The sequence below is a fragment of the Kitasatospora sp. NPDC058243 genome, assembly GCF_042882025.1.
In the GTDB taxonomy this organism is placed as follows: Bacteria; Actinomycetota; Actinomycetes; order Streptomycetales; family Streptomycetaceae; genus Kitasatospora.
The window spans coordinates 33,079-54,591 of record NZ_JBHVWW010000068.1 but is presented as its reverse complement, the minus strand read 5'-3'; the positions used below and the strand labels follow the sequence as shown (position 1 = coordinate 54,591).

13 protein-coding genes, 3 tRNA genes and 1 pseudogene are annotated in these 21,513 nt (G+C 73.3%); 7 read left to right on the top strand and 10 right to left on the bottom strand.

Going from position 1 to position 21,513, the window contains the following annotated elements; all coding sequences use genetic code 11:
* On the bottom strand, positions 1-2,497 hold a 2,497-nt coding region (locus tag ACFVX9_RS32440), incomplete at its 3' end, for a PAS domain-containing protein (protein ID WP_387985023.1).
* 178 nt (positions 2,498-2,675) lie between these two features.
* Here ACFVX9_RS32440 and ACFVX9_RS32435 point away from each other — a divergent pair.
* The 6 genes from ACFVX9_RS32435 to ACFVX9_RS32410 all read left to right on the top strand — a co-directional run bounded on the left by ACFVX9_RS32435 (position 2,676) and on the right by ACFVX9_RS32410 (position 9,013).
* Positions 2,676-2,766: transfer RNA gene (locus tag ACFVX9_RS32435), tRNA-Ser, on the top strand.
* Positions 2,767-2,989: 223 nt separating this feature from the next.
* A tRNA-Arg gene (locus ACFVX9_RS32430) sits at positions 2,990-3,065 on the top strand.
* 31 nt (positions 3,066-3,096) lie between these two features.
* Positions 3,097-3,172, top strand: a tRNA-Arg gene (locus ACFVX9_RS32425).
* 278 nt (positions 3,173-3,450) lie between these two features.
* The gene (locus ACFVX9_RS32420) at positions 3,451-6,534 is read left to right on the top strand and encodes an Ig-like domain-containing protein (RefSeq protein ID WP_387985020.1); all 3,084 of its coding nucleotides are present in this window, start codon (positions 3,451-3,453) and stop codon (positions 6,532-6,534) included.
* A gap of 257 nt (positions 6,535-6,791) precedes the next feature.
* Complete coding sequence (locus ACFVX9_RS32415) at positions 6,792-8,003, top strand: SPFH domain-containing protein (RefSeq protein WP_387985017.1); 1,212 nt, start codon at positions 6,792-6,794, stop codon at positions 8,001-8,003.
* The gene (locus ACFVX9_RS32410; protein WP_380374556.1) at positions 8,000-9,013 is read left to right on the top strand and encodes a C40 family peptidase; all 1,014 of its coding nucleotides are present in this window, start codon (positions 8,000-8,002) and stop codon (positions 9,011-9,013) included. Before ACFVX9_RS32415 ends, ACFVX9_RS32410 begins: the two co-directional genes overlap by 4 nt.
* Before the next feature lie 522 nt (positions 9,014-9,535).
* Here the strand turns inward: ACFVX9_RS32410 and ACFVX9_RS32405 are convergent.
* Complete coding sequence (locus tag ACFVX9_RS32405; RefSeq protein ID WP_380479327.1) at positions 9,536-10,501, bottom strand: aldo/keto reductase; 966 nt, start codon at positions 10,499-10,501, stop codon at positions 9,536-9,538.
* Positions 10,502-10,655: 154 nt separating this feature from the next.
* Here ACFVX9_RS32405 and ACFVX9_RS32400 point away from each other — a divergent pair, with 154 nt between their 5' ends.
* Positions 10,656-10,865: a hypothetical protein gene (locus tag ACFVX9_RS32400; RefSeq protein ID WP_063348621.1), complete on the top strand. Its 210-nt coding sequence runs from the start codon at positions 10,656-10,658 to the stop codon at positions 10,863-10,865.
* 75 nt (positions 10,866-10,940) lie between these two features.
* Here ACFVX9_RS32400 and ACFVX9_RS32395 read toward each other — a convergent pair whose 3' ends face one another.
* From ACFVX9_RS32395 to ACFVX9_RS32360, 8 genes and pseudogenes are all read right to left on the bottom strand, one after another.
* Positions 10,941-11,981, bottom strand: a complete 1,041-nt coding sequence (locus tag ACFVX9_RS32395) for an endo alpha-1,4 polygalactosaminidase (RefSeq protein ID WP_387985014.1) — start codon at positions 11,979-11,981, stop codon at positions 10,941-10,943.
* A 22-nt stretch (positions 11,982-12,003) separates the two neighbouring features.
* Positions 12,004-12,699: a spherulation-specific family 4 protein gene (locus tag ACFVX9_RS32390; RefSeq protein WP_387985011.1), complete on the bottom strand. Its 696-nt coding sequence runs from the start codon at positions 12,697-12,699 to the stop codon at positions 12,004-12,006.
* Complete coding sequence (locus ACFVX9_RS32385) at positions 12,696-13,613, bottom strand: NAD-dependent epimerase/dehydratase family protein (protein ID WP_387985008.1); 918 nt, start codon at positions 13,611-13,613, stop codon at positions 12,696-12,698. The genes ACFVX9_RS32390 and ACFVX9_RS32385 overlap by 4 nt, the downstream gene beginning before the upstream one ends.
* A gap of 125 nt (positions 13,614-13,738) precedes the next feature.
* A pseudogene (locus ACFVX9_RS32380) lies at positions 13,739-14,440 on the bottom strand (NDP-sugar synthase); the annotation flags it as partial.
* Positions 14,441-14,514: 74 nt separating this feature from the next.
* Complete coding sequence (locus tag ACFVX9_RS32375; RefSeq protein WP_063348624.1) at positions 14,515-15,507, bottom strand: GDP-mannose 4,6-dehydratase; 993 nt, start codon at positions 15,505-15,507, stop codon at positions 14,515-14,517.
* Between the two features lie 190 nt (positions 15,508-15,697).
* Positions 15,698-17,215, bottom strand: coding sequence for a hypothetical protein (locus ACFVX9_RS32370; protein WP_380374545.1), 1,518 nt, complete (start codon positions 17,213-17,215; stop codon positions 15,698-15,700).
* A gap of 73 nt (positions 17,216-17,288) precedes the next feature.
* Positions 17,289-18,803, bottom strand: coding sequence for a GT4 family glycosyltransferase PelF (gene pelF / locus ACFVX9_RS32365; protein WP_079135759.1), 1,515 nt, complete (start codon positions 18,801-18,803; stop codon positions 17,289-17,291).
* Positions 18,804-18,917: 114 nt separating this feature from the next.
* A complete protein-coding gene (locus tag ACFVX9_RS32360; protein ID WP_387985004.1) occupies positions 18,918-21,269 on the bottom strand; it encodes a hypothetical protein in 2,352 nt (783 codons plus the stop codon).
* Positions 21,270-21,513: the final 244 nt, after the last annotated feature.

Below are 21,513 nucleotides of genomic sequence, written 5' to 3'. Positions count from 1 at the left end.
GGCGGGCGGGCGGCAGCGCGGCGGGGCCGCCGGGCGCGGGCCGGTCCTCCTGCGGGGTCTGGTCGGACGGCGCGGTCGGGGCCTCCTGGCCGGGGCCGGGCGGCACGGCCAGCCGGCGACGGCGGCCGGTCGGCGCGGCGGCGGGCTCGGGCTGCGCGGGTGCCGGGCCGGCCGGCAGGGCGTGCTCCAGGCCGGGGTACACCGGGGTGTCGGGGGCGCCGGGGAGGGCGAAGCCGCCGGAGGAGTCCTCGGTGGGGGGCAGGGCGCGGCGCCGACGGGGCTTGGTCTCGGCGCCGTCGGCGGCCGGGGCGCCTTCTGCGGTGGGCGTGCCGCCCGCCGGGGTGCCGTCGGCGGGGGCGGCACCGGTGCCGGGGCCGAGTGCGAGCGGTTCACGCCCGCCGGTCCGGTGCTGCTGCGGGCGCTCGCCCTCGACGGGGACGGCGTAGGCCGGGCCGGAGCGGCCGTCGTCCTTGCCCCAGGGGTCGCGCTGCGCGCCGTCCGGACCGGCCAGTCCCTGGCGGCCGTACGCGGGGTCGTTGCCGGTGCCGTTCCACTGTTCGGGGACGGCCCGCTCGATCCGGGCGGGGGCGTTCGGCCACTGGTCGGCGGGGGCGTCGGGGGCGGTCCGGGCCGGGGGCGCGGGTTCCTCGGCGGCGGGGCGGCCACGGCGGCCGCGCCGCTCGGCGGCGGGTTCCTCGGCGGGCTGCTCCGCCGCCGCGGCCGGGGTCTCGCGGTCGGGCTGCTCGCCGCCGTCGGCGACCGGCTCGGCGTCCTCGCCGCTGCTGGGCAGCTGCGGGATGCCCGGCAGGTCGGGCAGGACGGCGCTGTCGCCCTCCTTGGGCCGGTCGGAGCGGCGGCCCTCGGCGGCCGCGCGCTCGGCGGCGGCCTTCGCGGCGGCCGGGTCCAACGGCAGCTCGACGACGTACGTGGTGCCGGCCTTGCCGGGCAGCTCGTGCGGCTGGAGCACGCCACCGTGGCGCTCGACCACCGCGCGGGCTATCGGCAGGTGGACGGGGCTGCCGCCGAGGCCGGGCCCGCGGATCTCGACCCGGGCGACCTCGCCGCGCTGGGCGGCGGCCAGGACGACGGTCGGCGGCTCGCCGCCGGAGGGCAGCGCGGCGGGCGCGCCGGGGGCGGCCAGGCCGGGGGAGGGGGCGGTCGGGGCGTCCAGGGCGAGGCCGATGCCGCTGACGTCGGCGACCAGGTGGGCCAGCGCCTGGGCGAGCCGGCGTTCGTCGGCGATCACCTCGACGGCGGCGGCGTGCACCGAGAACCGCACCCGGCCCGGGCCGACCAGCTCGCCGGCCGCCTCGACGGCCCGGCGGACCACCTTGTCCAGGGCGACGGGCACCCGCCGCTCGGTCGGCTTGCGGCCGTCCTTGCCGTCCTTGTTGTCCTTGCCGTCCTTCGCGTCCGGGCCGTCCGCCGGGGCGGCCTCGCCGGCCTCGGAGCGCTGGTGCGCGAGCACGCCGTCGATCAGCCGGCTGAACCGGCGGCACTCGTCGGCGAGCCGGCGCAGCGTCCAGTTGGCCTCCGGCCACAGCTGCCCGGCCGGGTCGGCGGCGAGCGCGTCCAGCCGCTCGTTCAGCGCGGACAGCGCGCCGCCGAGTTCGCTCTCCAGGACGGCGGTGAGGTGTTCGTTGCGGGCGACCAGGGCGAGTTCGCGGCTGCGGTCGGTGAAGGTCATCACCGCGCCGACCAGCTGGTCGCCGTCCCGCACCGGCGCGGTGGTGAGGTCGACGGTGACCGGGCGGCCGTCCTTGCGCCACAGCACGGTGCCGCGCACCCGGTGCTTGCGCCCGGAGGTCAGGGTGTCCAGCAGCGCGGACTCCTCCAGCGCCAGCGGGGTGCCGTCGGCCCGGGAGTGCTGGATCAGCGGGTGCAGTTCGCGCCCGCCCAGCTCGCTCGCCCGGTACTCCAGGATGTGCGCGGCGGCCGGGTTGACCAGCACGCAGCGGCCTTCGAGGTCGACGCCGAGCACGCCCTCGGCGGCGGCGCGCAGGATCATCTCGGTCTGCTTGTGCTGGCGGCGCAGCTCGGCCTCGACGCCGAGCCGGCTGGAGAGGTCGCGGACCAGCAGCAGGAGCAGGTCGCTCGCGGAGGACGGGCGGGACCGCTCGCGGTACGGGTCGTACGAGGTGAGCCCGTAGCCGCGGCCCTCGCCGGTGCCGTCGTCGGGGAAGTCGTTGCCGGAGACCTCGACCGGGAAGCTGGTGCCGTCGGTGCGCCGGGCGGTCATCCGGACCGGGCGGTCGGGCTCGTCGCCGTCGCGGGCGGCCGGGCGCATCGAGCCGGGGATCCGACTGGGGTCGAACTCGGGCAGGAGGTCCAGCACGCCCATGCCGACCAGCGAGGTGCCGGGCGTCTGGAGCGCGTGGACTGCCGCGCTGTTGGCGTCCACGACGGTGCCGTTGCTGTTCACCAGCAACAACGCGTCGGGCAGGGCGTCGAGTATGGCGGCGAGGCGAGCAGCGCCTCGGATCGGCCTGCTGCTCACGTCGACAGGTCTCCTCGGCTCAGGGCAGCTCCTCCGGAGACGGCAGTATCTCATTCTTCTTTGCGGCGGGGTCGACCCGCCTAGTAACGTGGGCGGTGGTTGGTGCCGAACCCCACGGTTGTGGCATCATCTCAGGCACACGGAACGGGTCCGCTCACGCGGACGTGGTCCCTGTGGAGGAGGCTTCGCCTAGTCCGGTCTATGGCGCCGCACTGCTAATGCGGTTTCGGGGTTATTCCTGATCGAGGGTTCAAATCCCTCAGCCTCCGCAGCCGGAAAGCCCCGTCGACGATCTTGTCGGCGGGGCTTTCGGCATCTCCGGGGCGGTTCCGGGCCCGCCCCGCCGACCTGCTCCGCAGGCCGGGGCCGCCGGGGGCCCGAGCGGCCTCCAGGGGGTCGGCCCGGGGGCAGGGAGCAATCGATTTCGTCCCGCGTCGCAGGTCATGTAATGTTGTCCCCGCAACGCCCCGCTGGCACTGTTCAGCAGGGCGAGCGCTCATAGCTCAACGGATAGAGCACTTGACTACGGATCAAGAGGTTGCAGGTTCGAATCCTGCTGAGCGCACCAATTTCCGCAAGATCGGGTTCGCCCGTTCCTTGCGCTCATAGCTCAACGGATAGAGCACTTGACTACGGATCAAGAGGTTGCAGGTTCGAATCCTGCTGAGCGCACCAGTGAGAAGCCCCCGGCCACCGGCCGGGGGCTTCTCCCGTTTCCGGGCCCGGACGAGGGCGCCGGGTGCCGCGTCCGTTCTGGATTGCGGGCCTAATGGATGAAATGCATCTGTTTCGGGTATATCCCGTCCTGCCGCTCGGATGGCCGCCAAACGGGTGGGACCCGGCCATAAGCGCAGGTGTCGCAGTATGACCGGCTCAGGATCGTGATTCCTTTTTGTCAGATCTTGTGCCCAGACTGCCCGGCACCCCGGCAGCCGACCGCGAAGGAGAGCCGGATGGGCCGACAGTTTCCCCGCACGGCCGCCGCCCTGACCGTCCTCGTGGCCGGGCTGCTGACCGGCTGGAACGCCCCACTCTCGGTGGCCCAGCAGTCCCCTGACGCCTGGTCGGGGGAACGCCGGGCGGTCCTGCCCTCCGGCCTCTCCGTCCAACTCGAATTCGCCGCCACCCCGGGCACCGAGGTGGCCGCCGCGGCCGGCGAACTGGCCGACCGCCCCGGCGGGGGGCGTGCGGCCGGGCCGTACACGGACGGAATGCACCCCGGAAACCCCGCGCAGACCTTCAGCGTCACCGAGAACCGCCCGCAGGCGGACGGATCCTGGCGCACCGTCGGAACGCTCCGGCTCGCCTTCTCCCGACCGGTCCGCAATCCCCGGCTGCACCTCAGCGGACTGGTCGCGCTCGCCACCGGGAAGTCCGGCACCACCAGCACCGCGGCCCGGCTGACCCTCACCGGCGGCTCACCCTCCGCCCCCACCCTGGTCAACCGCACCGACTGGCCCGGCTGGACGGTCGACGCCAACGCCCTCGCACCCGTCGGCGCCGACGGCAGCTCCGACGGCGCGGCCGGTTCCGCCTCCGAGGGCACCCTGGAACTCGCCGGCACCCTGCGCACCGCGGTCTTCCGGGTCGAGCAGCGCTCCACCGCCCGGGCCGGCAGCACCACCGCCCCGCCCGTCCTGCGCCAGGCGTACACCGTCACCGTCGACGAGGACCTCGGCACCGCCCCGCAGAACTACGGCAACGCCTCGCACGTGCTCTCCGACCTGTTCCTCGGCGCGGACGCCGCCAACCAGGCGCACCGCACCCGACCCCGGTCCGCCGACGACCCGGGCACGGCCGACCGGTCGACCGGCGAGCCGCTGGTCCAGCTCGACCACGGGGCCGGCCGGCGCAGCGTCTTCACCAGCCCGCCGCCGCCCAAGCTCCAGCCCGGCCGCGCCGAGTACCAGGGCGCCGACCCGTCGATCAGCTTCCCCACCGAGGCCGCGATCGGCCGCTACTACCGGCTCAGCGTCCCGGTGGCGGTCGGCGACCAGCCCGCGACCCTGGCCGGCTGGATCGACTTCGACCACAGCGGGCGCTTCGACCCCGCCGAGCGGGTGCAGACCGAGATCCCGGCCGGCGCCGACACCGCGACCCTGGAATGGACCGTCCCGACCGGCGCCGCCTCCGGCGACACCTGGGCCCGGCTGCGGATCGCCCGCGACGCCAGCCAACTCGTCCCCTCCGGCGGCTTCGCCGACTCCGGGCAGGTTGCCGACCAGCGGATCAAACTGACCGTCGGCGCCGCCCGGCCCGAGGTCGCCGAACCCGTCGACGGCGCCGTCCTCGCCGAGGCCCGCCCACGGATCCACGGCGACGGAGCGGTCGCCGGCGCCTCGGTGGAGATCCGGGACGGCGACGCCACGGCCTGCCGGGCCCGGGTCGAGCGCGGCGGCGACTGGTCCTGCCGGCCCGACGGAGCGCTCGCCGCAGGCCCGCACGCCCTCACCCCGGTCGAGATCACCAGCGGTGGTGTGGTGCTGCGCGGCGACGCCGTCCGGGTCACCGTGAAGACGGCACCGCCCGCACCGCCCGTCCTCACCCTCCCGGAGTACACCAACGACCCGGGGATCCAGCTCACCGGCACCGGCGAGGCGGGCAGCACCGTCGCGGTCACCGACCAGGCCGCCGAACTCTGCCGCAGCGCCGTCCGGGCGGACGGCCAGTGGTCCTGCCTGCCGGTCGAGAACCTGGTGGACGGGCGCCACCTGCTCACCCCCGTCGCGGTCGACGAGGCCGGGAACCGGACGGCCGGGCAGGCGGTCGCGCTGGTCGTCGACACCGTCCCGCCGGACAAGCCGGTGCTCGGCTCGCCGGCCGCCGGGGAGACCCTGCGGGTCAGCCGGCCGACGTTCACCGGGCGGGCCGAGCCGGGCTCGAAGGTGCTGGTCACGGCGCGGGCGGGCGGCTCGGCGGCCTCGGGGCCGGGTTCGGCTCCGGCTTCGGGTTCGGGTTCGGGTGCGGGCGAGCGGACGGTGCTGTGCGGGGTGACGGCGGCGCTCGACGGCAGCTGGACCTGCACCGCCAACCGGGACCTGACGGACGGGCAACAGTGGCTGGTCGTCACGGCGACCGACCTGGCGGGGAACGGGGCGGCGGCGGATACGGTGCCGGTGCGCGTCGCGGCGGCGCCGAGCCCGTCGGCTTCGGCTTCGGCTTCGGCTTCGGCATCGGCGTCGACTCCTGCGGTGCCGAGCTCGGGGGCGTCGGTTCCCGTGCGGCCCAGCCCCGCAGTCTCGGTGCCGACCGTGCCGAGCCCGTCGGCGTCGGCGTCGGCGTCGGCGTCGGTGTCGGCGTCGGTGCCGGTCGGGCCGAGCCCGAGTGTGGCGGTGCCGGTGTTGCCTTCGACCGGTGCTTCCGCGCCGGTGGCCTCCTCCGTACCGTCCCGTCCCGCGACGTCGCCCACGTCCACATCCACGTCCAAACCCACGTCCACGCCTTCGAGCCCGGTCACCTCGTCGCCGAGCCCGGTTGTGGGGGCGACGCCCGTTGCATCCGTGCTCGCGCCGGCGCCGGCGGGGCTGCTGCCGATCGCCGTTCCGGCGGTCGCCCGGCCACCGGCGGCGGTGGCCGGGCCGTCCGTTGCTTCAGTCACCCCCACTGTCCCGACCGTCCGGATCGCCCCCACCACCACCTCCGCCGGTTCCGTACCTCCGACGCTCCGTACCGTTCCGTCCCTGGGCGCCAGCCCGTCCCGGGCGGCCGTCGGCGTCATGGCGTCGTCACCGTCACCGTCACCGTCACTGACACCGCCTCCGTCACCGCCTCCGCCTCCGTCACCGCCACCGCCACCGTCATCGACGCCGGTGGCGGCCGAACCGCTCGGGTCCGCCGGGGAGGATGCCGGGCCGCTGCCGGCGCCGCCGAGCGCGTCGCCCGTGGGGGCGGCCGCGGAGGCCTCGCAGGCGGCGGCCGCGCGGTCCACCGCGAGCGGCTGGCGCGGTGGGGTCGCCGGTGGCCTGCTGGTGCTCGCCGGGATCGGGCTGATCACCCGCCGGGTGTTCGCCCGTGGTGACGGTGTCCGGCGGCGCTGACCTGCGCTGAACCATCCCTACCATCCGTTCATGTGCCTGCGCGTCAGGTCGGCTTCAGATGATTCGTCAGCAAATGTCGACACACCTCATCATAAATGTCGCATTTGATGACGTATGAACTTAGCCTGATCTTGGCACTGCCCGTCAGATCCGGGCCGCCCGTTGCGCGACACACCGACCCCGAGGATCCGTGCATGGACGTCACCCGCGATTCTTCGCAGCGACCCGACCACCTGCCCCAGGTACTCCCACCGACCTTGCCGGAACGTTCCGCCTCCGGCGCCAGCCCGCTGGCCACGGCCACGGCCGTCAAGACGGCCAAGCCGCTCGGCCCGGTCGACGGCGGCCCCGCGACCACTCCGCTGGTCGTCGTCCCCGGCCCGGCCACCGGCGCCTCCGCCGACCTGCGCGATCCGCTGGAGGCGGCCGCCCCGGCGACCGTCGAGATCCCGGAAACCACCCAGGTCGGCGCCCCCACGGCCGCCACCTCCCGCCGCCCCCCGCGCGCCGACCAGGCGGTCCGCGAGCACGGCGCCACCGCCCTGCCCGGCTGGATCGCCCTGCTGGTGGTGCTGGTCGGCGTGGCAGGCGTGATGCTGATGCTGCTGCGCGACGGCGTCATCCCGTACTGGGACGCGCTGCCCGACCTGCGCAGCGCCGCCGCGCAGGCGAGCGGCCAGGCCGAGGTGGACGCCAAGTCGGTCGCCGCGGTCAGCGCGGTCGGCCTGCTCGTGGTGTTCGCGCTCGCCGGGCTGCTGGCCAACGCGGGCGGCGAGACCCGGGTGCTGACCCGCTGGGGCCGCTACCGGGGCACCGTCCGCCGCACCGGCCTGGTCTGGGTCAACCCGCTGCTGCGCCGGCGCCGGGTGGACGTGCGGCTGCGGCACTGGCGCAGCGAGCCGGTCAAGGCGGTCGACCGGACCGGCACGCCGATCGTCGTCCGGCTGCTGATCGTCTGGCGGGTCAAGGACACCGCGCGGGCGCTGCTGGCGATCGAGGACCACGAGAGCTACCTGCGCGAGCAGGTCCAGGCGGTGCTCACCCGCACCGCGTCCATCCTGCCGTGCGACAGCAACGCGGCGCCCGGGCCCGCGCTGCGGGACGGGCAGTGGTTCGCCGACGAGCTGACCAGAGCACTGGCCGCCGAGGTCGCCCCGGCGGGCCTGGAGGTCTACTCGGCGCAGCCGCTGGCGCTGGACTACGCGCCCGAGGTCGCCGAGTCGATGCGCCGCCGCCGGCTGGCCGACCTGGACGCGGGCCTGCGGACGGTGCTGGTGGACGACGCGGTCGAGGCGGCGGCGCTTGCCGTCCGGCGACTGGAGCGCGCCACCGCCCACGAACTGGACGAGGCCGCCCGCAGCGCGCTGATGGAGCAGCTGCTGGTCGCCTTCGTCGCCCCGGCCGGAGTGGCCGCCTCGGTACCGCCCCCGGCCGCACGGGCCGGGCGGAAGGAAGGACGACCCGCATGAGGATAGCCACCGGCGCGTACGCCGATCCCGGCCTCGACCTCGACGCCGATTTCGACGCCGCCCTCGACCGGGGCCTGATCGGCTTCGAGGAGAGCACCGGCAGCATCCCCGCGATCGCGGGCTGCGGCTGCCCGAACTGCGCGGCCCGGCCGCACACCGCCCGCCCCGCGACGGCGACCGGCGGCAGCCGAATACACCGCGCCGTGCGGAGTACCTGCCTGGCCACCACCGTGCTGGCGGGCGCCGGCGTGGTCGGCCTGACGGCCGGTGCCGGGTCCGCGCACGCGGCGGCCGGGAAGCAGGGCTGGGACGGGTCGAAGTACTGGTTCAAGAACGGCGCCGGCGAGTGGCGGTGGACCAGCCACTACGACGTCTACGCGAACCGCACCGGCCAGTCCGGCGGCTCGGGCGGCTCCGGCGGTGCCAGCGGCAAGGCGGCCGCCGTGTCCAACGGTTCGGCCTCCTCCTCCGGACTGCGCCAGGGCTGGGACGGGTCGAAGTACTGGTTCAAGAACAGCGGCGGCGAGTGGCGGTGGACCAGCCACTACGACGTCTACGCGAACCGCACCGGCCAGTCCGGCGGCGGCGCGGATCCCGCTCCCGCCCGGCCCGCGGCCACGCCGTCGGCGGACCAGGCACCGGCTTCCGGCAGCGTGGAGTCGGCCATCGACTACGCGCTCGCCCAGCTGGGCAAGCCGTACGTCTGGGGCGGCAACGGCCCGTCCGGCTACGACTGCTCGGGGCTCGTCCAGCAGGCCTACCGGCGTAGCGGGATCAGCCTGCCGCGGGTGGCCGACGACCAGTACGCGGCCACCACGCCGATCAGCGCGGGGCAGCTGCGCCGCGGTGACCTGGTGTTCTGGTCGGACAGCGGCCGGGCCTCCGGGATCCACCACGTGGGGATCTACCTGGGCGGCGGCAAGTTCGTCGAGGCGCCCAGGCCCGGCAAGACGGTCCGGGTGTCCACCCTCAACTCGGGCTACTACCCGACCCACTTCGGGCGGCCGTAGCGCCGGGGCGCACCGGGCCCCCGACAGCACGCCGCTGTCGGGGGCCCGAAGCAGGACCTGGTCGTCCCCGCGGAGGGAACGGGTGCGCAGTTCGGGCCCGATCTGCCAATCGGCCGGTGCGCCGTGCGCGTTGGCCGTCTTTTCCGGGGCGGATTCGCCGACCGCCCGGAAAGTCTCCTGGATTTCGTCGACGGTGCCGGCGCGGGCCCTCGGATCGGCGGGGCCGACGGTCACTCTGCCGGTGTTACCGCCCGGGCCCGGATTGTTTGCGGAATCGAGGGCCGGGCGCGCGTACTTCTTCCGGTCCTCGTCGTCGAAGAGCCCGTCCCGGGCGGGATTTCCGGCGAGGCTGCCCCCGTGGCGGCTTCGGCGTCGAAGTCCTGTTCCGTGCCCGGTCGTTCGTGGGCCAAGGCTGATCACTGCGGCCGGTGTTCTCAGCCGGGTGGGGTTCGCCGGGCACGGGTGCAGGCTGCGAACGGGCCCGGGCGGGGGCGGGTTCGCAGCCTGCGGGGTGGGGCGGGGTCAGGCGGAGGCGGTGTCGAGGAGGGCGGTCTGTTCGGGGGTGAGGCGGAGCGTGGTGGCTGCCAGCAGGGGCGGGAGCTGCTCGACGGTGCGGGCGCTGGCGATGGGGGCGGCGACCGTCGGCCGCCCGGCCAGCCAGGCGAGGGCGACCGTGGCGGGGGCGACGCCGTGCTCCCCGGCGACGGTGTCCAGGGCCGCCAGCACCTTCGGGCCGCGCGGGTCGTCCAGGTAGCGGGCGGCGCCCTCGGAGCGGGCGCTGTCGACGCCGGGGCCGCCGGGGCGGTACTTGCCGGTGAGGAAGCCGGAGGCGAGCGCGTAGTACGGGACGGTGGCGAGGCCGTGCTCGGCGACCACGTCGGCCAGCGGGCCCTCGAAGGTGCCGCGCGAGACCAGGTTGTAGTGCGGCTGGACGGCGACGTACTTGGCCAGGCCCTCGCGGTCGGCGAAGGCCAGCGCCTCGGACAGCCGCTCGGCGCCGATGTTGGAGGCGCCGACCGCGGCGACCTTGCCCTCGCGGACCAGCTCGTCCAGCGCGGTGACGAACTCCTCGACCGGGGTGTCGTCGTCCCGGTGGGTGTAGTACAGGTCGATCCGCTCGACGCCCAGGCGGCGCAGCGAACCCTCGGCCGCGGCCTTGATGTTGGCCGCGCCCAGACCGTCGGCCTCGGGGTGCATGCCGACCTTGGTGGCGATCACGACGTCGTCGCGGTTGCCGCGGCTGCGCAGCCAGTTGCCGAGGACGGTCTCGGACTCGCCGCCGGTGTTGCCCGGGGCCCAGGCCGAGTAGACGTCGGCGGTGTCGACGAAGTTGCCGCCGGCCGCCGCGTAGGCGTCCAGGACGGCGAAGGACTGCTGCTCGTCGGCCGTCCAGCCGAAGACGTTGCCGCCGAGGGAGAGCGGGAAGACGGACAGGTCGGAGGCGCCGAGGCGGACCCGGCCCGGGGCGTCGCTGTGGTTTCCGGTCATGGTCGGATTCAACCGGATCGCACCGGGCGGCATTCCGCGTGTCGGGCGGACTTCACGAGGATGTCGTACCACCGTTGCACGACCGGGTGGTGGGGGTCGCGCAGGAGGGGTCCGGGGTGTCCGTGAGGTGGGCGGATTCGTTAGAGTCCGTGCCATGGCTGACAACGACTACGACCCCGCCGGCAGCACCCAGATGTTCCGGGCGTTCGTCGACGAGACCCCGGCGGCCCCGCAGGCGCCGGGCACCGTCTCCACCTACGGCCGCAGCAGCAGCGGTGGTGGTGGCCGTACCGGCGTGATCGCGCTGGTCGCCGTCATCGTGCTGGCCGTGTTGGGCGGCGTCATCTGGCTGGCGGTCAAGTGATCATCGCGCGGGTGACCCGGACGAGGGTCACCCGCGCGACGGAAACCGGTGCACCGAGGACCGGTGCGCCGGCGCTCAGCAGGGCTTGCGCCAGGCGTCCAGGTCGAGCTTCTTCTGCATCGAACTGAAGCCGAGCGACTTGGCCTTGGCACAGAACTGGTCCGTGCCGAGCTTGTACTCGACGTGGAACACCGCCTTGCCCGCCTTGACGAACGGCGCGACCCGGTCGCACTCGTCGAACTGCGAGCACTCCTCGTTGACCGCGAAGTCGAAGTCCGGCAGCAGCGCCGGGATCTGGTCGAGGTCGTTCTTCAGGCCGATGGCCAGGCCGCGTTCGTGGGCGAGCTGGGCCAGCATGCGGTTGTACTTGACCTGGTCGTCAGGGGTGAGCGGGAAACCGCTGTTCTGGTTGTAGGCCTCGATGGTGTCCGGCTCGATGGCGTCGAAGCCCTTGCTCCTGCACATGTCGAAGCGGGCCGCCATCAGCGGCTTGAGCTGGTCGAGCTTGCGGATGTCGAACCACTTCTCGCCCTTCCAGCCGGTGTCGGAGCCCTGCAAGGACTTGGCGAAGGCGGCGGAGTCGGGGCGGAAGTTCTCCCACGAGCCGGCGTTGATGTAGCAGATCACCTTGCGGCCCTTGGCGTGCAGCGCGGCCACCACCGAGGCGTCGTTCTCGAAGCCGTCGATGTCGTAGACCGGGACGTCCACGGACTGGTCGACGGTGCCGCCGAGCTGCCACTGCCAGGCGAGGCCCGGGGTGGGCTGCCAGCGGGCGCCGGCCGGCGGCGGGGAGGTGGTGCCGCCGGGAGTGCCGCCGGGGGCGCTGGGGGTGCCCGGGGCGGTGGTGGCGCCCGGGGGAGTGGTGGCGCCGGGCGCGGTGGGCGAGCCGGGGGCGCTGGGCGTGCCGGGGGCCGGGGGCGTGCTGGCGGCGTCCGACGGGGTGCCCGGGGCGGTGCTGCCGTCCGGGCTGGTCGGGGCGGTGGCCGCGGGCGGGCTGCTCGGGGAGCCGTCGGCCGAGGAGTTGTCGTCGTCCGAGCCTGAGCTGCTGCACGAGGTCGCCAGCAGGGCGGCGGCGATGGTGATGGCGACCGGCAGGAGCCGGGTACGGCGGTTCACGGTAGTCGAACTCCGGATCAGGTCAGGTCAGTTCAGCAGCGGTCAGGCCGTAGGGCAGGGTGCGCCAGGGGTTCTCCCCGGTGCCCGGTACGGCGCAGCCGACGCCGGCCCGGCGGGCGGCGATCAGCGCGGTGGCGTCCTCGGCGTGTTCGGCCGGGACGTCGTACACCAGGTGGCAGAAGCGGGAGGCCGCGTGGCGGCCGGTCCACAGCGGGAGCGTCATCGCGCGGTACGTGTCCCAGTCGCCCTCGAAGGTGACCAGCAGGTCGGCCAGACCGACTTCGGCGTACCCCGGGTCGGGGTGCTCGCCGTGGCCGAAGACCACGGTGCCGCAGCCGGCCGCGCGCGCGGCCGTGGCCAGCCGCCGGTAGTGCGCGAGGGCGCCCGGGTGGGTGGCCACCTGGTCGAGGTAGACACCGGTGATGTCGTGGCGTTGACGGTAGGTCAGGATGTCGGCGACCACCGCCGCGTGCGGTCGGCGGCCGTAGTCGGTGTCGGTGTAGCCGACCAACGGCACTCCGGCCGCGCGGAGTTGGTCGGCGGCCTCGGCGAAGACGTTGTCCGGGTTCTCGCCCGGCCCGTCGGCGAGGTTGAGCACGACGGCGGCGATCCGGCCCGGGTCGGCGGCGGCGACCGCCTGCCAGGCCGCCGGGTCCACCGCGGGGTGGACGTACAGCGGCACCAGCAGGCGGCCGTCGGGGATGATCCCGCCGGTCATGCGACGACCGGTGGGCAGGCGGGCTCGGCGGTGCTGAGCCACAGGTCGCGCAGGGTGTCGGCGAGGTCCGTCTCCGGGTGCCAGCCGAGCTCCCGGGCGGCGGCCGACACGTCGGCCTGCTGCCAGGAGACCGCGGCCGAGCGCTCGGAGCCCGCCCCGCTCTCGTCGATCCGGCCGGCGAAGTCGGCCGCGGCGACCAGCCCGTCCGCGATCGCCCGGACCTGCCGGGCCTGCCCGGAGGCGAGGTTGAGCACCCGGGGGAGCGGACGGTCCGCGGCGGCGGCCAGGCCGACCGCGCGGGCGATGTCCCGGGCGTCGACGAAGTCGCGGTAGGCGGAGAGGTCGCCGACCGTGATCACGCCGTCGGCGCCCTCGGGCGCCACCCGGAGCAGCTCGGCGGCCAGCCGGCCGGGCAGCGAGCCCGCCGGTGCCCCCGGGCCGACCGGGTTGAACACCCGCAGGACCACGGCGTCCAGCGCCGAGCCGGCCACCGCGAGGGAGCCGGCCAGCTTGGTCGCGCCGTACACGCCGACCGGGCGGGCGTCGGAGTCCTCGGACAGCGAGCTGCCCGCCGGACAGACGCCGTACTCGCCGGCCGAACCGATGTGCACCAGCCGGGTCTTCGGGGCGCCGAGCTGCAGCGCCTCGCAGAGCACGGCCGGGCCGCGCGCGTTCACCTCGGCGAGCTTGACCGCGCTGCCGGCCACCGCGCCGGCGAAGTTGACCACCACGTCGGGTGCCAGCGCGGCCAGTTCCTCGCCGAGCGGGCCGGCCTGGGCGGTGGCCAGGTCCAGCCGGAGGTCGTGGGCGGGCCGCCGGCCCGCGGTCAGCACGGTGGCACCGGGCAGTGACCGCAGGACGGTGGTGGCGTGACGGCCGAGGAAGCCGTCGCCGCCGAGGAGCAGGATTCTCACGCGGCCCGTCCGTCACTCTGGGCGCCCGCGGTGGCGGGAGCCTCGGCCGTGTCGTCCGGGGCGGTGCGGGCGGCCGGGATCGGCAGCTCCGCCACGCCCTGGCCGGCGCCGGCCGACTCGAAGGGCATCAGCACCGGCCGGATGGACGAGAACTCGGCGTTCGCCCGGTCGTAGTCGTCCGGGCGGCCGATGTCCAGCCAGTAGCCGCCGAAGTCGTACGCGGCGGGCGGGGTCTTGGCGGCGAGCAGGTCCAGCACCAGCTCGTCGAAGCCCAGCGGCAGGCCGGGGGTGTACTTGGCGAGTGCCGAACGGGACACGCCGTACACGCCCATCGAGACGCGGTAGTCGATGCTCGGCTTCTCCTGGAAGCCGGTGATGCTGCCGGACTCGGCGGTCAGCACGCCGAAGTCGATCTTCACCTGACGTGCGTAGGTGGCGATGGTGAGCGGCGCCCCGGACGCCTCGTGGTGCTTGAGCACCCCGGCGAAGTCCAGGTCGGTGAGGATGTCGCCGTTCATCACCAGGAAGTGCTCCGGCAGGCGGTCCTGCATGGTGAGCAGCGGGCCCATGGTGCCGAGCGGGCTGTCCTCGACGGCGTAGCCGACCCGCAGCCCCCACTGGGAGCCGTTGCCGACGTACGCGCGGATGATGTGGCCGAGGTGGCCGATGGCCAGGGTGACGGTCTTGAAGCCCGCGGCGGCGAGCTGGCGCATCACGATCTCCAGGATCGCGTGCTGGTCGCCGATCGGGACGAGCGGCTTGGGAAGGGCGGTGGTGTACGGGCGGAGGCGGACGCCCTTACCGCCGGCCAGGATCACTGCATGCATGGTGTTTCCCCCACGGAAAGGATGTGCAGGACACGAACCTTGGTTACCAGGACGGGCATTGATCGGTACGGCGGTCAGACGTTGTAGATGTCGGTCTTGTAGCGGGCCAGGTTGGCCGGGTCGCGGAAGAACTCGATGGTCTGCTCCAGACCCTGCTCCAGGGTGAACTGGGGGGCCCAGCCGGTGGCCTCGCGCAGCCGGGTGGCGTCCGCGACCAGGCGCATGACCTCGGAGTTGGCCGGGCGGATGCGCTGCTCGTCCTCCTTCACCAGGAGGTCGACGCCCATCAGCTTGCCGACCAGGGAGACCAGGTCGCCGACCGAGATCTCGCCACCGGTGCCGGCGTTGAAGGTCCTGCCGACCACGGTCTCGGCGGGAGCGGTGCCGACCGTGCGGAACGCGTGCGCGGTGTCCTTGACGAACATGAAGTCGCGGGTCGGGCGCAGGTCGCCGAGGGTGATCTCGGTCTCGCCGGCGGCGACCTGGGCGATCACGGTCGGGATGACGGCGCGCATCGACTGGCGCGGGCCGAAGGTGTTGAACGGGCGCAGGGTGACGACCGGGGTCTCGAAGCTGGCGTGGTAGCTGTCGGCCAGCCGGTCCCCGCCGGCCTTGGAGGCGGCGTACGGGGACTGGGTGTTGATCGGGTGGTCCTCGGTGATCGGCACGGTCTGCGCGGTGCCGTACGTCTCGCTGGTGGAGGTGTGCACCAGGCGCGGGATCTCCTGGTGGCGCACCGCCTCCAGCACGTTCAGGGTGCCGGTGACGTTGGTGTCGACGTACGAGTGCGGGGCCAGGTAGGAGTACGGGATCGCTATCAGGGCGGCCAGGTGGTAGACCGCCTCGGTGCCCTTGACCAGGCCGTTGACCGAGCCCGGGTCCCGGACGTCGCCGAGGACGATCTCGACCGAGTCCAGCACCTCCTTGGACAGGGTCTCCAGCCAGCCGAAGGACGAGAAGGAGTTGTACTGGACCATCGCCCGGACCTGGTGCCCGTCGGCGACCAGGGACTCGACGAGGTGGGAGCCGATGAAACCCTCGGCTCCGGTGACCGCGACGCTGCTCATGCGTGATTCGCTCTCTCGAATTTGGGAACGGCCGGACTCCCGGTGGCGACCGGCCGGTGGTGGTTCAGCTGTGCCGTGAAGCGCGTTGAGGTGAAGCGTGTTCGGGTGAAGCGCGTTGTGGAGCGTGTTCGGGTGAAGCGGGTCGAGCGGTGCACGCGAATTGGGCGTGCGTGATTTCGGTGTTCGGTGTTCAGCGGTGCTGGGTGGTGCGGCCGAGCGCAGGCCCGGCGATGGCGGTGAGGAGCAAGGCGGCCGCCCCGCAGCCGATCAGCTGCAGGACGATCGGATCCGCACCGGTCAGCAGCCCGGCGCTCTCGGCACCCGCGGCGGCCAGACAGATGAGGGCGGTGCTCCAGCTGAACCCGAAGGCGTTCAGCAGCAGCGCCAGCCAGAGCGAGCCGCCGAGGAGCAGCATCGCGCCGAGCTGCGGCACACCGAGCGCGGGGGCGCCGGGCCACAGCACGGTCGTGGCGGCGTCCAGCGCGGCCACGGTGGTGAGGTAGATGAACAGGCAGCCGAGCAGGATCCCGCCGGTGCGGCGGGTGAACTGCCCGCTGGTGTGGCTGGTGCGCAGCGCGGCCACGGCCATCGCCCGGTAGCGGAAGAGCAGCCACTCGGCGAGGCCGAGACTGAGCGTCAGCGCGATCATGGCCGGTCCGGTCGGGGTGGCCTTCGCACCGTGCGCGGCGCCGGTCTGCACCGCCTGGTGGATGGTCTCGCCGAGACCGGCGATCAGCGTGAGGGTGCCGCAGGCCAAGCCGAACAGCAGGTGCGGGACCTCCTGGCGGATCGGCAGTTTCAGCTCGACGGACTCCTTCTCGCCGCCCCGGATGCAGAACAGCAGCTCCCGGGCGGCCAGGCCGACCGCCAGCACCAGCGAGACGAGCAGCACGACCGTCCGCACGACCTGCGGGACGTCCGCGGCCAGCACCACGCCCGCGCCCACCGAGGCCGGAACCAGCGCCAGCAGCAGGAACTTCTCCCGCCCCAGCACCAGCAGGACGGTGGCCGCGCCCAGGTACAGCGACTGCCCGGCGGCGAAGAAGAGCGCGCCCAGCGGCCCGCCGACCACGTACGCCGCGGCGGACGCGACCAGCGCGCCCAGCGGCGCCCCGAGGGCCAGGCAGATCGCGGCCTCGCGGCGCCGCAGCCGGCCGAGCCAGCGGTACGAGCGGTGTGCCAGCGCCTGGTTGAAGCCCCAGCTGACCAGTGTCGCGACGGACAGCGCGAGCATTCCGGAGGGCAGGCCGAACCGCATCCGGGTGGCCGCGAACAGGTTGGCGCCGAGCAGGTAGCCGAGCCCGGGCAGGGCGAACACCAGGCCGCGCACGACGCAGCGCCAGGGGTCGGCCCGCCACGGGTTGGCGAACTCGGAGCTCGGGCCGGGGTAGCGGCGCTCGACCTTCTCGAACAGCTCCTCGGCGAGGGTGAACGAGTCGGGGCGGCCGTACAGCAGGGCGGCCTGCTCGTCGGAGAGGCCGTCGGACTCCAGGAACGCGGCGATCTCGTACGGGTGGACGGCATCGGCGCAGATGTCGTGCAGCCGCTCGGCGAGCTCGTCCAGCGGGTCCGCGGAGAGGTCGAGCTGCTCCTCGGGCTCGGGCTGGGCCGACGAGGTGGGGCGGCGGCGCTTGAGCGGCAGGGTACGCAGCTGCATCGTCCGCTCGGAGCCGCCCTCGTCCTCCACGAGCCGCAGGGGGCCACTCATGCTTCCACCTCGCTGCGCTCGGTGGCCGCTTCGCGGTACACGCACCTGTCGATGGTTCTCTCGCTCCGCTCGTTCACGCGCCCACCTCGCTGTGCTGGGGCTGGGCGGCGGCGAGCTGCTGGTCCCAGTCGGTGGTGGGGGTCTGGTCGGTGACGGCCACCACTCCGTCCGGCATCCAGCGGGCGGTGCCGAGGAGTTCGGTGTAGATGCCCCGGAAGCCGTCGATGTTCTGGCGGAGCGTGAACTGTTCGATGACCCGCAGCCGGGCCTGTTCGCCCAGGCGGGCGCGCCGTTCGGCGTCGCGCAGCAGCTCGATCGAGGCGGCCGCCATGGGTTCGGGTTCGCGGGGCGGGACGACGAGTCCGGTGTCGCCGACGGCTTCGCGGACGCCGCCGACGTCGGTCGAGACGGTCGCGCGGCCGCAGGACATCGCCTCGATCAGGGTGAACGGGAAGCCCTCGCTGATGCTGGAGAGCATGACCACGTTGCCCGCCGCGTACGCGTCGGTGATGTCGGCGACGCGGCCCTCGAAGGCCACCGAGTCGGCGATGCCGAGTTCGGCGGCCAGGGCTATGCAGCCGTCCCGGTAGGCCTCGCCGCCCTTGGGGGTTCCGCCGAAGAGCCGCAGCCGCGCCTCGGGGATCTCACGGTGGACGATGGCGAAGGCCCGGATCAGCGTCTCCAGGTCCTTGATCGGGTCGACCCGGCCGGCCCAGCTGAGGGTCGGCGTCTCGGGTTCGGGCCCGGCGGGCGGGAAGGCCGCCGGGTCCACGCCGTTGTAGACGGTGCGGATGTGGGCGGACGGCGTGCCGCCGCGCTCCTCCCAGCGCCGGTTGTACCGGTTGCCGGGGGTGACCAGCGCGGCCTGCCGGTAGCTCTCCTCGGCGAGCATCCGGTAGAAGCCGAGCAGCAGCGCCTTGACCGGCCAGCGGTACGGGCCGGTGCGGTAGCCGAGGTAGCGCTCGCGCAGGTAGATGCCGTGCTCGGTGAGCAGAAACGGTACGCCGTACTGCTGGGCGGCTATCAGCCCCGGCAGGGTGGCCAGCCCGCCGCTGGCGGCGTGCGCGACGCCGCCGGTGGGCGGTTCGACCGAGAGCGGCCGCAGGGCGTGCTCCAGCAGGTCGGTGGCGTTCAGGGCGTCGTGCATGGTGGGCCGGGAGACGGCCGTGGGCAGGTAGTCCCGGGTCCAGACGTGCTGGAGGGTGCGCAGGGCGCGCTCGCTGCGCAGCGCCGGGCTGAGCAGCCCGCGCCGGGCGAGGTCGGCGAAGCCGTACAGCTCGGTGCCGAAGTGGGTGGTGTAGACCGGATCGAGGATGGAGTGGAGGAAGCGCTCGTACGCGTTGAGGAAGCGCCGCATCTCCTTGCCGCGGGGCGGTCCGGCCTCGGAGGCCGGGCCCCACAGCGGTGCGGTCGTGACCGACCGCACGTTGGCGGGCAGCTCCCAGGCCAGCGGCTCCTGGCCGGTACCAGTGACGGCGATGACGTCGAAGTCGACGTCCGGCATGCCTTGAACGAGCTGGTCGCACCAGACACTCACACCGCCGTGCTGGTGCGGATACGTCCCCTCGGTGAGCAGGGTGACGCGCATCTCCTGTCCCCCCTCCTGTTCCTTGCTTCGGTGTCCGGTCTGGGTGGCCGGAACGGGACCCGAGGCAGGGCCGGACCGGGCGACCGGCCCGGCCCTGCCATCGGGTGCTGCGGGCTACCGGTTGCCGGAGCGTCCGGTGGTACTGGTGCCGAGCGAGGCCGCCCCCCCGGTGGCCTTACCGCTCTTGGCGGCCGCGGCGATGCCGCCGTTGCCGTTGGTGGCGACGTCCTTGCCGGGCACCGGGGTTCCGCTACCGGGGACCAGGGTCGGGGCGCTGGTACGACCGGTGTCGCTCGGGCCCACCGGGACGGGAGTGGCGACGCCCTGCGGGACGACCTTCTTGTCCGCCGGGGCCGGGGCCGGGACGGACTTGGCCGCGACGCCGGGGGCGACGGCGGCCGGGGCGGCCGGGGTGCCGGCCGAGGGGAGCTGCAGGGAGACGCTGCTCTGCAGGGTGCCCGGGGACACCCAACCGGAGATCGTACCGGCGTAGGACGAACCGAAGGCGGTCGATCCGATGACCAGCTTCTGAGAAGTTCCGGTCGGCATGGTGGCCTGGACCTGAACACCGGCCGGAGCGTTGACCGTGACGGTGTTGCCGACCCGGTAGCCGGTGACCTGGCCGGCCGAGACGGCCGAGTTCCAGGCGGCGCGGCGCTGGAACTCCTGGCCGATCTCGCGCTCGCCGAGGTTCACGATCGGGGTGTTGTCGGCGTGCAGCGACCGGTAGGTGCCGAGGATCTTCTCCAGCACCGGGTAGAGGATCCGGTCCTCGGACAGGTTCGACTGGTGGATGAAGTGCGGCCGCGGGTCGTTGCTCAGCACGTGCCCGAGGTCGATCCGGGCCTCCAGCGGCACGATGTACGACTGGAAGCCGGTGTTCACGTCCAGCGGCTGCGTCAGGCAGGTGGAGTTGGCGTTGTTCTCACAGACGCCGCTGCCGCCGTTGGCCTTGCTGGTGTAGATCCAGTTGTACTCGTCAGCCTCCTCCTTCGCCGTGCCGGCGTTGTAGAAGACGTTCATCGGGTAGCGCGGCACGGTCAGCGTGGACGAGCCGACGGCCCGCTGGGCGGGCTCGCGGGAGGCGTCGCTGCCGGTGAACTTGATGCCGTTGGCGGCCAGCGCCGGCGCCAGGTTCGGGTTGTCGCTGGTCTCCTGCGGGGCGGTCAGCAGACCGGAGTGCTCGCCGGTGACCAGGGCCTGCGGGTCGACCTTCAGGCCGTTCTTGGCGGCCCAGTCGAAGTTGTCCTTGATCTGGCCCGAGATGGTGTTCTGGTCGGTCCAGACGGTCTTGCCCGCGGAGTCCTTGGTGCAGCGCCACGGCACCACGGTGACGTCCTGGACACAGCCCAGGTACGGGTGGCTGTAGGTGTGGTTGACCCAGCGGTAGCTGTTCTGGTCGGCGATCATCTGGTTGACCGTGGGGTCCACCGTGGTCTGGTGGTCGGCCTTCCAGTCCTCGCTGCCGCCACCGTTGAACACCATGTCCAGGGTGAAGTTGTTGGCGGTCTGCCACTGCTTGAGGTGCTGGGCGTCGTCCGGCGTCATCCGGATCGGGTTGGCCGTGTCCGGGGTGCCGGGCGGGCAGGTGACGTCGCCGGGGGTGCACTTGAGCACGGTGTCCCAGCGGTCGTCGGCCAGGAAGACGTCGTCCACGTGGGCCGCGAAGTAGTTGCGGTCGTAGCCGAGGTGGACGCCCTGGGTGATCCAGTCGACCATGCCGCGGGCCAGCAGGCGGTACTGCTGCTGGTACTGGTTGTAGACGAACGTGACGACCAGTTCCTTGCGGCCGTCGTGCGTGTACTCGCCGACCAGCGAACCGCGCGAGGTGGTGCTCGGGATCGCGGCGTCGACCAGCGGGACGAACGAGGCGCCGGCCGGCAGGTTGGCCAGTGGCGTGGCCAGGTAGCCGTAACTCTCGCTGACGGTCGGATCGTTGTCCTCGAACGGCACGCTGCCCTTCAGGTACCCGAACGGGCCCGAAGTGCCGGCCGTGGTGGTGGCGCCCTGGAATCCGTCCAGCGTGCCGTAGTAACCGGGATTCACCGCGTAGTTCAGCCCCACCGCAGGACTGGCGAACGTGTACGCGTCGATCTGCCGGATTCCGAATGCAGCTTCGTAGCCCGCGATGGCCGTCATCTCGGCCGCACTGTTGGGGAAGGGGTTTTCGTTGGGAAGGACGATGCCCTGGTACTTCCCGCGGGGCTGGCCGTTCACCGTGTCGCTGAGGAAAGCGGAGTTGATGATGGGACGGTTGGTGTCGTTGAGGTTGACGACCTTGTACGGGGTGCCCTGGTTCTTGAGTTCGGCGGTGATCGCCGCGACCGACGGGCCTCCGTCGTCGATGACCAGGATGGTGAGGTCGATCCTGGGCGGCGTGTCGCCGTGGGCCAGGGTGGTCTGCAGGCCGCTGGCCAGCAGAACTGCCGCCGCGCACGCGGCAACTCTTCGGGTCGCTCGACCCATGGTGATCCTCCCCTTGGGTAGGCGCCTCGCTGCTCAGCGCTCGCCTGCCCTGTAGCTGTTCGCGGGCAGCAGGCTGCCCGGCGCCCATCCTGGTCGAGGGGGGCCTCTGCGAGGGACCAATTGGGCGAGAGTGCAGCGAACCTGTTACCAACGTTCATGGCGAAGCCATGAAGGCGCCGATTGTGACCGGAACCGGACCGGCCATGCAAATAATGAATTGAGAATGAAAAAGCGGAAGCTGAGA